This is a genomic window from Streptomyces sp. NPDC028635, from assembly GCF_040637635.1.
Lineage (GTDB): Bacteria > Actinomycetota > Actinomycetes > Streptomycetales > Streptomycetaceae > Streptomyces.
Genome location: NZ_JBEZWX010000033.1, coordinates 68,911 through 80,460 on the forward strand (window position 1 = coordinate 68,911; position 11,550 = coordinate 80,460).

Below are 11,550 nucleotides of genomic sequence, written 5' to 3' on the forward strand. Positions count from 1 at the left end.
TCGCGTCTACACCACGGCCTCCATCGACGCGATCTTCCCCGCCCACCCCGAAGTCGACTGGGAGCAGCTGCGCGCGATGGAGAAGTGCCCGCGCTCACCGCTCGCCTCGCTGCGCCAGGAACCTGCATGCGCCTGCTGCGGGTTACAGCCCTCCGTACCCGGGTCGTGGTCGCGCCGGGTGCGGAGGCGCGCGGCCTCTTGAGGGATGGGGGGCGGGGCTGCCGGTGAGGATTTGCCATTCGTCAGCTGGGGGTAGCGCTGTCGGCGCGCGGCCAGCAGCCAGTCGGTGAAGTGCCGCTTCTCAGGAGAAGACGACGGAGCGCAGGAGCAGGCGGTCGGATGCGCCCGCTCCTGGGGGCAGGGTGTAGTAGGTGTCGCCTTCGCAGTCGGCGTTGAGGAAGACGGTGGCAGTGGCGTCCGTGCGGTTCTTCGGTGCCCGGCTGGCCGATCCTGGTTCGGAGGCCGGTCCTTGCAGGTTGATGCACTGGCCGCTGGGAGGGTTGTTCATGAATCCGACGGCGTCGTAGCCATCAGTGGTGGTGTAGGTGTAGCGGAACTGGCCGGCTGCGGCAGAGGCAGATCCGGGCACCGCCAGGAGCAAGGTGAAAGCACTGCAGGCAGCACCGAGGGCCGCCGCGAAGGAACGAACAGACACTGGGATTTCTCCTCGTAGAGCGTTCATGCGGTCAATGCCAGCGATGCCCTCGCACAGAGCGGGGTAGACGCTTTGTCCCCCGGAAGGGGAAGCCGAATCGTTCCCCCTTAAGCCGTCAGCGCCGGCTCCAGGCCGTCCTCGGTCGCCCCTCGGTCGCCAGGGGCTCGATTCCCGACGAGCGGACTTACGTGCCGGGGCTGGCCGCCACTCCCCCGACCGGCCCGCCCCCGAGATCCTCAGGAACGGGCCGGACCCCGGACACCGCCAGATTCCACCACCGGCAAGGCGCTGCGGGAACGCGGCCCGGTCTGATGCGGCGCCCGGTCCGCTGCCCTACTGGGGGCAGGTGGCGGAGATGAGGTAGTCGACGACGTCGTGGGTGCTGGAGCGTCGCCGGTGGGCCGCGCGCTGGCGGTCTGCGCCGGTTCCTTCGGTGCGCAGGCGCTGCCATTGCTCGCGTGTGTGGTCGAGGTCGTCGTGCTGGCGCAGTGCGGGGGCGATGGTGTGCAGCAGTTTCTCGACGAGCGTGGTCTGGGCGGCCAGGTGGCCGGTGAGGGGGTCGATGCCGGTGCCGGCCAGTCCGTCGCGTGCCGCGCGCCAGCAGGCTGCGCGCAGGACTTCGGGTGCCGGGCGAGGGGCTGGGTCTCCGGCTCGGATGTGCTCGAGGGCGGTGGCGGTCAGGGCGCGTACGACGGCGGCGAGCATGAGGGTGTCGTCGGGGGTGAGGGCTGCGTCGGCGACGCGGACTTCGATGGTGGGCAGGTGGTGGGAGGGGCGGATGTCCCAGTAGAGGCCGCCGCGGTCGATGAGCGCCTCGGTGGTCAGGAGGGTGTCGACGAGGTCGTCGAAGTGGGCGGGTGATTCGAAGTAGGGGGGTGGGCCGGCGACGGGCCAGCGTCCCCAGGTGGTGGTGCGCCAGCTCGCGTATCCGGTGTCCTGCCCGTCCCGGAACGGAGAGTTCGCGCTGAGGGCGATCAGTGCCGGCAACCACGGCCGCAGGTGGTTGCTGACGTACACGGCGTCGCGGGGGTCGGGCAGGCCGACGTGGATGTGGCAGGCACACGCGCTCTGCTCGTCGTCCAGAGCGCGGAAGTGCGCGGCACTGTGGGCGTAGCGGGCGCCGGGCGTGATCGGGACAGGGGCCGTCTGGCCGAGCACCGGGGTGCCGGTCGAGGCGAGGCGCAATCCGTGGCGGGCGGCGGCGCGGGCGGTGGCCGCCCTGGTGGAACGGATCTGTTCGGCGGCTTCCTTCAGGCAGGTGTGCGGATCGGTGCGCACTTCGACCTGATAGCGGGTCAGCTCGGTGCCGACCCTGTCCCCGAGCTCACCGGCCGCCTCCCTCACCACCTGCGGTCCCAGGGGGCTGGGAGCACGGCTGAGGGGATCGACGAGGAGGAGTTCCTCCTCGATGCCCACGGTGAGCGGTACTGGAGCGTGGCCGGATCCAGGGGCCCGGGCGGGCGCGAGGACGTCTGTCGGGCCGGCACCACCGTGATGTTCACTGCTCATAGTGATGACACTGTCTCAGAAAGTGCTCGACCGGTACACGGAAGCGCTGTCCGCCAAGGGTTGAGGAGCACCGGATGCGTGAGGAGACCGAGGTCCTGGTGGTCGGAGGCGGCCCGGCGGGCGCAACCGCCGCGGCCCTCCTGGCCCGCCAGGGCCATCAGGTGCGGGTGCTGGAACGAGAACGGTTCCCGCGCTACCACATCGGGGAGTCACTGCTGCCCTCCCTGCTGCCCGTCCTGGACGTCCTGGGTGCGCGCGAGAGAGTCGAGGCACACGGGTTCATCCGCAAGACGGGGGCGTTCTACGGCTGGGGCGGCCAGGAGTGGTCACTGGGCTTCGACGAGCCAGGCAGGCCGGCGGCCTACAGCTTCCAGGTCATCCGCTCCCAGTTCGACCACCTGCTGCTGGAGCACGCCCGCGCCCAGGGGGCCGACGTACGGGAAGAGGTCCGGGCAGGGCAGGTCATGTTCGAGAACGGCGGCGCGGCGGGCCCGCCCAGGCGGGCGGTGGAAGCCGCCTGGGCCGGCCGGAACGACAGCGCGGGACGCATCCGCTTTCGCCACCTGGTCGACGCTTCCGGCCGCGCGGGTCTCCTGGCCACCCGGCACCTGCACAGCAGGCGCGTCCACGACGCCTTCCGCAACGTGGCCACCTGGAGCTACTGGCGTGACGCCGCACCCTTTGCCGCAGCCCCCAGCGGCGCGATCGGGGTGTTCTCCCTGCCCGACGACGGATGGCTGTGGGCCATCCCGCTGCACGACGGCACCCTCAGCGTCGGCCTGGTCACCGACAAACGCTCCTTCACCCGCGCCCGGCAGCAGGCCGGCGGCTCACTGCAGGGCCTCTACGACGAAGCGATCGCCCGCTGCCCGATGCTGGCCGGCCTGCTCACCCACGCCCGCCAGGTGGCGCCGCTGAAGACCGAGAGCGACTACTCCTACGTCAGCGAGACCTTCAGCGGACCGGGCTGGTTCCTCGCCGGTGACGCCGCCTGCTTCCTGGACCCGCTGCTGTCCACCGGCGTGCACCTGGCCATGTACAGCGGCCTGCTCGCCGCCGCCGCCATCAACAGCATGCTGGCCGGCGACATCGACGAAGACGCCGCCCACGCCTTCTACCAGCAGGCCTACCAGCACGCCTACGAACGCCTCCTGATCCTGGTCAGCGCCTTCTACCGCATCCACTCCGGCCGCGACCACTACTTCCGCACCGCACAGCAGCTCAGCCACCGCGACCAAGCCCCCTTACGCCTGCACGAAAGCTTCCTCAACATCATCACCGGCGCCGAAGACCTCCACGACAGCCAGACCGACGACCCCGTCGACACCTTCCTGCACACCATCCGCCAGCCCGCAGACGGCCAGACCCCGCCCGGCCTCGCGGGCCACGGAACAAGCCACCTCCTCCCCCTGCCGACCACCCCCGCCCACGCCACCGCCGGCCTCTACCTCAACCTGCAGCCACACCCCCACCTGCGCCCCACCGACCACACCTGATCAGGAGGCTCCAGCGTCTCCCCCGCACGGCGCACGCAGCAGGAACACACCCAGCGGCGAAACGCCCCACGACCTGGCGCGCCGCGGCGCGCGTAGCCGGACGCCAGCCCGAGCGGTACGACGGGCCGCTCACCACGATGCGCACGTCTGTCTCCACCACCTGCGCGAGGGTGAGCTGGTCTGCTCCTACGTCGTCGCCGTCGCGCGCCGACCGCGGGCCCCGCCCACCAGGACTGCGGCATCCGGGGCAGGCCCTGGCGGGTCCTGCCGGGCGGCCAGGTCCCCCAGACTGCCTGCGCCGCGCGGGCCGCCGACGGCGCTCTCCACGGCGGCGGCCGGGGGGATGACCTCCCGCCTTCCCATCAGGGCCGAGATCATCTCCTTGCCAGGAGGGGACACCCCGTTCGGCACCGACGATCCGCGTCTGCCGCTACGGCGACAGAATCTGCGAACCAGATGATCAGCCGCTCCACTCCAGTCGGTAGCCGTGTCCTCGGAGCGTCGTGATGCTGGGCAGCCGGCAGGGGCGTGCGGACTCTTCTGCGGCCCGGGTGAGGCGGCGGCGTAGGCCGGCCATGGTGACGTCCAGGGTCTTCGTGGTGCCGAACCAGTTCTCGTCCCACACTTGTGCCATCAGTGTCTCGCGGGAGACGGCCGTGTCCGGGCTGCGCGCGAGCAGCGCGAGCAGGTCGAACTCCTTGGGCCGCAGCGGGACGTCCGTGTCGTGGAGGGTGCAACGGCGGGCCGTGGTGTCAATGACGAGGTCGCCGAGTCGCACGGGCTGCTGCGCGGGTGAGGTGGCGGTCTGGCGGCGCAGGTGGGCGCGGAGGCGGGCCAGCAGAACGGTGAGGCTGAAGGGTTTGACCAGGTAGTCGTCGGCGCCCGCGTCCAGGCCGGCGATGACGTCGATGTCGTCGGTGCGGGCCGTGAGGATCACGATCAGCAGGTCGGGGAAGCGGGCGCGCAGGGTACGGGCAAGGTCCAGGCCGTCGAGGTCGGGCAGACCGAGATCCAGGAGTACGGCGTCGTAGGTGGTGCGGTCGGCCTCCGCGAGGGCTGAGGTGCCGGTGCGGCTCCAGGTGGGGGCGTAGCCGTTGCCGCGCAGGCCGGTTTCCAGATGGCGTCCGATGGTGTCGTCGTCCTCGATCACGAGGACGCGCAGGCGGCTGCGGTCCGGTGCGGCAGGCGTGCCCATGGACGACAGCGTAGACATGCGGGTCCCCGCACGCTGGTTCACAGGTCGCGGAGCTCCTCCACAGCGGGGCGTCGGGCACCGCGGATGCCGTTCAGGGCCGCCGCCAGTACGGCGAGCAGAGCGGCGGCGGCCGTGAGCGCGAGGTAGGCGCCGGGCACCGACAGGCTTGCCGGGGGCGGGTCGAAGACACCGGTCAGGACCTTGACCAGCATCTCGGACAGCGCCCAGCCGATCGCCGCGCCCCCGGCCAAGCCGGCCGCGGCGAGCAGGAAGGCCTCGGTGAGGACCATGCCGCGCAGTTGGTGTGGGCGGGCGCCGAGAACCGTGGCGATGGCAAAGGTGCGGCGGCGTTCGGCGAGGCCGAGGGCCAGGACGAGTCCTCCGGCCCCGGCCGCCAGCACAACGGCGAAAGCGAGTTCGATGCGGGTGAGTCCGGCGAGGTCGACGGAGGTCAGGCTGGTGCCGACGGTGCCGCGGGTCTGGGTGAGGTCGGTGACGGTGGCGCTCGTGCCGAGCTGCGAGCGCAGGCGGGCGGCGACCTGCTTTTGGTGGGCGCCACCGGTGTCGAAGAGGAAAGCGCCCACCGCGTCGCTGCCGGTCGCCGTGGCGACGTAGGAGGCGTTGGCGACGAAGAAGCTGTCCTTGGGGGCGGTGGGGAACTCCTTGACGATGCCGGCGTAGCGGAAGGGGACCGTGCGCAGGGCCTTGGTGCGGGCGTCCTGGATACGTAGGTTGACCGTGTCGCCGGGGGCGAGCTGGAAGTCCTTGACGGTCTCGGCGCTGACCAGCAGGTTGTCCGGGCGCTGGGCCAGCTTTCGCATGAGCTGCTGGGCTGTGCCGCCGGCGAAGTAGGCGTCCTGGAGCGACGTGGCCCGGGTGATGGTACCGGGACGGACTCCGTAGAGGTCCTGGAGGTCGGAGCCGACGTAGGCGAAGCGGTGCTGGAGTGGCTCGACGCGGCGGACGCCGGACACTTTCAGGGCTGATCCGCCAGCGGGTGGAACGCGGGCGCCGGGTGGTTCGGTGACGGTGACGTCGGCGCCGTTGGTCAGCCGGGCATCGACCTCGGCCTGTTGCCGGTAGGTGGCGTTGAAGACAGCGGTGGAGACCGCGAAGGACACAGCGAGGGCGAGCAGCACCACCGAGCGGGCCAGTGGGCGGCGGCGCCGGGAGAGGGTCGCGGCGGTGGTGCCGGCGAGGGTCGCGGTGAGCGGGCGGGCCAGCCTGGCCAGGGCGGGGCGGCCGTGGGTGAGAGCGAAGAGCGTGAGCCGCCACAGCAGCAGGGCGGCGCCGGTCCACAGCAGCGCCGGGCCGAGGAAGGCCCAGTACGACACGGAGATGCTGGGTACGCCCTCCGGGGCGAGAACGAGGGCGTACTGGTTGCCTGAGGAAGCGCGGAAGACCAGCCAGGAGCAGATCAGCAGGACGAAGTCCACGCCGTACCGCATCCACCAGGGGCTGCGGCCGCTGCGCCCGCCTGCCTCCTTGCGGGTCTCTGCGACGGTCACCGTGCGCAGGTTCCGCAGGGCGGGGACGAGGACGGCGCCGGCGGCCACGACGGCACCGAGGATGAACGCGGCGCCGTACCAGGCAGCCCAGGTGCCCGCGCCCGCTGTGAAGGAGGTGGCGCCGAAGACGAGGCGGCTGGTCAGCGCGGCGATTCCGAGTCCGGCCAGGCCGCCGAGGACAGCGGTCAGTGCCGCCTCCAGGCTGGCGAGCGCGGTGATCTGGCGGGGGCGCAGGCCGCGCAGCCGCAGCAGTCCCTGCTCCTGGCGGCGTCGTTCGCCACCGGAGGAGGCGACGGCGGCGGTGAGGGCGGCGGCCAGGACGGCCCCGGGGACGCCGAGGAAGAGGAAGAGCATCTGGGCGTACAGGGCGTCCTGGCGTGCGGAGTCAAGGGCGGCGCCGACGTTGTCTCCGACCAGCGCGGCACCGGCGGAGCGGGCTTCCAGGTTGTGGGCGGCGCCCGTGACGGTGGTGAAGGCGGCGGCCGGGTCGGCGGGCAGGCGGGTGTCGTCGCGGGCGACGTGGATCTGGGTGGTGACGCCGGCTGTGCCCTGAGTCAGCGCGGTGAAACTGGCCTCGGGCAGCAGGACGACGTTGTCCGGGGGCGCGGTCGGCTGGGACTGGCTGGGCGCGCCGACGGTCTGGAAGAGGGAGTCGGCCTGGGGCAGGTCGACCACGCCGTCCACCTTCACCTGCCGCACTCCGCTACCGGGGAGGTGGATGCCGATGGTGTCGCCGGGGGCGGCGTGCAGGTTGGAGGCGGTCTGCTGGGCCAGCAGGACGCCGGTCGGCGAGCCGGAAAGGGTGCGGAGCGCGTCGGGGAAGAGGGAGCGGTAGCCGTCGGGCAGGCCGAGCGCCATGCCGGGGCCGGTGGTCTGGGTGCTGCCCTGTACGTGGGCGGTGAAGCCGGTGGTGTGGGCGTAGCTGACGGGCAGGGCGGCGCGGGTGTCGGGGGCTTTGTGGACGAGGGACATCACGTAGCGGGGGTCGGCTCCGGGCTGCACCTGGACCTGCCAGTCGATGGAGACGGAGCGCACGGCGCGCTGGGTCATGGTCGCCTGTGACGTGGTGAGGAAGGATCCCAGCGCGGCGACGAGGGCGACGGCGAGGGCGATGCCGGTCAGGGCGGCCAGCAGGCGTCCGGTGCGGTGGCGGATCAGGCCGGCCGTCCAGGATCCGATCATGAGACTTCCTCCGGTGCGAGCAGGCGGCCGCCGCGCATGGTGCGCCGGGTGGTGAGGCGGGCCGCGACGGCCGGATCGTGGGTGGTGACGACGAGAGCCGCGCCCGTGTGGTCGGCGGCCATGAGCAGGGCGTCCAGAACGCGGGCGCCGGTGGCGTGGTCCAGGCGGCCGGTGGGCTCGTCGGCGAGCATCAGGCGCGGCGACTGGGTCAGCAGCCGGGCGACGGCCACCCGCTGGGCCTGGCCGCCGGAGATCTCCTCGGGAAGGCGGTCCGCGAGGTCGGCGGCGTCGACCCGCGCGAGTGCGGCGAGGGCGGCCTGACGGGCATCGTCCTCCGGTCGGTCGGCGAGGACCAGGGGAAGAGCGGCGTTCTCGGCGACGTTCAACGCCGGGATCAGGCTGTCGCCCTGAAATACCAGGCCGATGTCGTACGGCCCGAGGCCGGCGGCCCGTCGCACCGTTCCACTGGTGGGCCGTTCGAGCCCGGCCAGCAGGTGCAGCAGCGAGCTCTTTCCCGACCCGGAGGGGCCGACGACGGCCAGCCGGTCGCCCGCCGCGAGCGCCAGGTCGGCGCCGTGCACGGCCACGACCGCCTGCGCGCCCCGGCCGAAGGTGAGAGCCGCGTCGGCGCACGTCACGAGCAGTCCATCCGGCAGCATGGGGGGTCTCCTACGGTTCGGGGCGGGCGGCGTCGGTGGCCTGACCGTCCTGCAGCGCCATCACCCGGTCCGCGCGGCGGACGACTTCGGGGCTGTGCGTCACGATCAGCACCGCGCATCCCTGGGCGGCCCGCTCTCGCAGCATCTCCAGAACCACCCGTTCCGTCTCCCCGTCCAGTTCGCCGGTCGGCTCGTCGGCCAGCAGGACGGTGGGCGCGTTGGCCAGCGCCACGGCCAGTCCGGCCCGTGCCAGCTCACCGCCTGACAGTTGCCTCGGCAGTGCGTGCGACCGTTTGCCCAGGCCCACCTCGGCCAGCAGTTCCCTGGCCGAGGTGAGGGGTGTGCGACCCGCGGCCCGCTGCGGCAGGCGGACGTTGTCCCGGATGCTCAGGTGGGGCAGCAGGTTCCGGCTCTGGAGCAGCACACCGATGTGCCGGGCCCGCAGCCGGGCCCGCTCGGTCTCCGGCCGGTGACTGATCCGCAGGCCGTCCACGCGGACCTCGCCGCCGGAGGGTTCGTCGATGCCGGCCAGGCACGCGAGCAGAGTCGACTTGCCGGATCCGGAGGGCCCCACGACCGCGACCGTCTCGCCCCGGTCGACTCGCAGTGACACCCCGCGCAACGCGAGCGTCTCCTCCTCGCCGGCCCGGTAGAAGCGGTACAGCTCTCGCGCGGCGAGGGCCGTCCCGGTTTCCATGGCGCTCACCGCCACGCGAAGGAGTCGCTGATGATGCGCCATGGGTCGACGTTGTCGGCGTTGACCGGGCCGGACAGGGTGAGGTCGACCTCGTGCCCCGACCTGTAGAAGGCGTACCGCTGGAACGCGTCGCGCACCACCTTGCCGGTCACCGGATTCTTCGGCGAGTCACCCTGGTAGGTCAGCAGGACGACATGTCCGGCGTGGCGAGTCACCTCCGACACCTTGGGCGCGGCGAACTTCACCACTTGCGTGCGCAGCTCGGGGATGACGGTCCGGGTGACCGAGTTCACCGTGGGCGCGCCGGAGGCGGAGACCGCCGTGATCCTCACCGTGTTGAGCTTGTCCGTGAACACCGTGCTGCCGCCCTGGTCGGTGCGGGCCCACCCCTCGGGAACTTTCACCGTGAAACCGGAGAGGGAACCGCCGACGGGCCGGTAGGGGACGTAGGCCTGGTTGTCGGGGATGTCGCCGGGGGGGTTGGACTCGGTGGGCGCCGGGCTGTTCTGCTCCGCCCGGCCTTTTACCGAGGAGGCCGGTGTCGCCGACGGGGTGGAGCGGGACGACGTTGTCGAAGCGGAACGGGAATGCGAGCCGGAGCCAGCGCACCCCGCGGCGGCCGCCGCCACGAGGGTCAGGGCGACGACTTGGGATGCCCTTGCCTGTACTGCCATCACCACTGCCCTCCAATGGATCCCCCGGACCGGACGGTCATGGCAGCCACGCTAGGGAGCGGCCGGTTAACGCCGGGCCCGCCGAGGGTTAGACGACGGCAAAAGCGTGTGCCGCATTCCGCCCGCGCGGCCGGGCCGCCGCATGATGGGAGCATGAGAAAGCGCGTGGTGCGAGTCGCACTCACCGCCGCCTTGGTCGCCGTAGCCCTGCTCGCTGTCCCCCTCGCCGTGGCCCTCAGGTCTTCCTTCTACGCCGGGCAGCGCGACACCCTGGAGCGCGCGGCCCTCGCTGCCGCCGTACGGGTGAGCCCGGACTACGCAACCGGTGACCCCGTGGAACTTCCCCACGCACCCGCCGGCGGACGGCTCGGGCTGTACGACCCGCAGCAGAGACTGCGGGCGGGCAGCGGCCCCCTGGCAGGTGACATCCCGATCCGCCGCGCCCTCGCCGGAGAGGTGATCCGGGAACGCTCGGGCAGCGACCTGGTCGCCGCCGTGCCGGTCTCCCACGCCGAGCGCGTGATCGGTGTGGTCCGGGCGTCCTCCCCCGCCGACGCCGTTCGCGACCGCGTACTGGCCGCGTGGGCCGTACTGCTGGGTGTGGCCGTCTTCGCACTGGCCGTCGCCGTACTCGTCGCCCGCCGTCAGGCCCGGATGCTGGCCGCACCGCTGGAGGACCTCTCCCGCCACTGCCGGGCCGTCGCCGACGGCGACCTGGGTGCCAGGGCGGCCCCGAGCAGCGTCGCCGAGATCGACCAGGTGGCCCGCACCCACAACACCATGCTGCACAGCCTGTCCGAACTCCTGCGCCGCGAACGCGACTTCAGCACCAACGCCTCCCACCAACTGCGCACCCCACTGACCGGACTCCAACTCGCCCTGGAGGCAGGTCTCGCCCAGAACGACGACGCCCTGCTGCGACCCGTCCTCGCCGAGGCGCTGGACACCACTCATCGCCTGCACCGCACGGTGGAGGAAGTGCTGCGTCTGTCCCGCTCCCCGGAGCGGCCCCGCCCTGCCGCCGGGGACACCGCGGTGGCAGAGCTTCTCCGGGAGGCGGAGGAGCGCTGGCACGGCCTGTTCGCCGCCGACGGCAGGCGGCTGGAGTGCGGTACACGGGACGCGCCCAGGGATGCGCGCGTCCCCGGCGGCCCGGTCGGGGAGGTGCTCGGCATCCTGCTGGACAACGCCCGGGTGCACGGGCGCGGCACCGCTCGGGTCGGAGTGCGGGATCTCGACGACGCACTCGCCTTCGACGTGAGTGACGAGGGGGCCGTGGAGGGCGAGCCGGCCCACCTGTTCGGCCGAGGACACACCGGCCAGAGCGACGGTACGGGCATCGGACTGGCCCTTGCCCGTGACCTGGCCGTGTCCCTGGGCGGCCGGTTGTCTCTGACCAGCAGGGCGCCCGCCACGTTCACCCTGCTGATCCCGGTCCACAGGGCCGGCTCCTGGACCAGGCCCCCGGCGGGCGAGTGAGCACGGGCCCCTGCGACTCCGTGGCCGCCACTTCGCGCCGGCCTCTGTCGATGACCAGACGACGGAATCCGTCCGGGCCCGTGCTGCTCAAACAGGTCCCCACCCCTTCTGCACGTCCCGGGGGCCGTCCGACGTCGATCCGTGTCCGATCCGAGGCGTCGGCCGGCCGCCATTGCGGTCCACGGCGGTGAAAGGCCGCCGGGAGCGCCGCCGGTGTCATCGGCCAGGGCCAAGGCGGCGGCGCCTATACCGACCACCTCACGCCGCACCTCGAAGCCCTGCGCCACACCATCACGATCTTCAGCCATGCCGGCCGCGTCCGCGGCCCGGGCAACAACCAGCACAGGATCGGAAAAGCCGGGCGGATCGGGCACCGCCCGGTGAAGGCCGTTCAGTGGCCCGCCGCGTCGCCCTGGGCCACCTCGATGTCCTGGTGGACTCCGATCGCGCCGGTCGCCGCGGTGGTGCAGGACAGCAGCGCGCAGGCGGTGAGCAG

At 72.2% G+C, this 11,550-nt stretch carries 9 protein-coding genes; 2 read left to right on the top strand and 7 right to left on the bottom strand.

Annotated features, from left to right (window positions below; genetic code table 11):
* Window positions 1-301: 301 nt before the first annotated feature.
* Window positions 302-655 carry a hypothetical protein gene (locus AB0E88_RS27855; protein WP_361635939.1) on the bottom strand — a complete coding sequence of 118 codons (354 nt, stop codon included), beginning with the start codon at window positions 653-655 and terminating at the stop codon, window positions 302-304.
* Window positions 656-988: 333 nt separating this feature from the next.
* Window positions 989-2,071, bottom strand: coding sequence for a glutamate--cysteine ligase (locus tag AB0E88_RS27860; protein ID WP_361635942.1), 1,083 nt, complete (start codon window positions 2,069-2,071; stop codon window positions 989-991).
* 167 nt (window positions 2,072-2,238) lie between these two features.
* Here AB0E88_RS27860 and AB0E88_RS27865 point away from each other — a divergent pair, with 167 nt between their 5' ends.
* Window positions 2,239-3,660 (top strand): tryptophan 7-halogenase, encoded by a 1,422-nt coding sequence (locus tag AB0E88_RS27865; protein ID WP_361635945.1) that lies wholly within the window; start codon window positions 2,239-2,241, stop codon window positions 3,658-3,660.
* A 460-nt stretch (window positions 3,661-4,120) separates the two neighbouring features.
* Here AB0E88_RS27865 and AB0E88_RS27870 read toward each other — a convergent pair whose 3' ends face one another.
* The 5 genes from AB0E88_RS27870 to AB0E88_RS27890 are packed head-to-tail and all read right to left on the bottom strand — an operon-like array spanning window position 4,121 to window position 9,575.
* Window positions 4,121-4,855: a response regulator transcription factor gene (locus tag AB0E88_RS27870; protein WP_361635948.1), complete on the bottom strand. Its 735-nt coding sequence runs from the start codon at window positions 4,853-4,855 to the stop codon at window positions 4,121-4,123.
* Between the two features lie 38 nt (window positions 4,856-4,893).
* Window positions 4,894-7,545 carry an FtsX-like permease family protein gene (locus tag AB0E88_RS27875; RefSeq protein ID WP_361635951.1) on the bottom strand — a complete coding sequence of 884 codons (2,652 nt, stop codon included), beginning with the start codon at window positions 7,543-7,545 and terminating at the stop codon, window positions 4,894-4,896.
* Complete coding sequence (locus AB0E88_RS27880) at window positions 7,542-8,204, bottom strand: ATP-binding cassette domain-containing protein (protein WP_361635954.1); 663 nt, start codon at window positions 8,202-8,204, stop codon at window positions 7,542-7,544. Before AB0E88_RS27880 ends, AB0E88_RS27875 begins: the two co-directional genes overlap by 4 nt.
* 10 nt (window positions 8,205-8,214) lie before the next feature.
* On the bottom strand, window positions 8,215-8,901 hold the full coding sequence (locus AB0E88_RS27885) for an ABC transporter ATP-binding protein (RefSeq protein WP_361635957.1): 687 nt from the start codon (window positions 8,899-8,901) through the stop codon (window positions 8,215-8,217).
* Window positions 8,902-8,906: 5 nt separating this feature from the next.
* Window positions 8,907-9,575, bottom strand: a complete 669-nt coding sequence (locus AB0E88_RS27890; protein ID WP_361635960.1) for a hypothetical protein — start codon at window positions 9,573-9,575, stop codon at window positions 8,907-8,909.
* 153 nt (window positions 9,576-9,728) lie between these two features.
* Between AB0E88_RS27890 and AB0E88_RS27895 the strand changes: the two genes are divergently transcribed.
* Window positions 9,729-11,054, top strand: coding sequence for a HAMP domain-containing sensor histidine kinase (locus tag AB0E88_RS27895; protein WP_361635963.1), 1,326 nt, complete (start codon window positions 9,729-9,731; stop codon window positions 11,052-11,054).
* Window positions 11,055-11,550: the final 496 nt, after the last annotated feature.

Bases quoted from the DNA above. Each gene is read 5' to 3' on its own strand.
- AB0E88_RS27895 (WP_361635963.1), top strand. From the start codon at position 9,729: ATGAGAAAGCGCGTGGTGCGAGTCGCACTCACCGCCGCCTTGGTCGCC.
- AB0E88_RS27870 (WP_361635948.1), bottom strand. From the start codon at position 4,855: ATGGGCACGCCTGCCGCACCGGACCGCAGCCGCCTGCGCGTCCTCGTG.
- AB0E88_RS27880 (WP_361635954.1), bottom strand. From the start codon at position 8,204: ATGCTGCCGGATGGACTGCTCGTGACGTGCGCCGACGCGGCTCTCACC.
- AB0E88_RS27875 (WP_361635951.1), bottom strand. From the start codon at position 7,545: ATGATCGGATCCTGGACGGCCGGCCTGATCCGCCACCGCACCGGACGC.
- AB0E88_RS27885 (WP_361635957.1), bottom strand. From the start codon at position 8,901: ATGGAAACCGGGACGGCCCTCGCCGCGCGAGAGCTGTACCGCTTCTAC.
- AB0E88_RS27890 (WP_361635960.1), bottom strand. From the start codon at position 9,575: ATGGCAGTACAGGCAAGGGCATCCCAAGTCGTCGCCCTGACCCTCGTG.
- AB0E88_RS27865 (WP_361635945.1), top strand. From the start codon at position 2,239: ATGCGTGAGGAGACCGAGGTCCTGGTGGTCGGAGGCGGCCCGGCGGGC.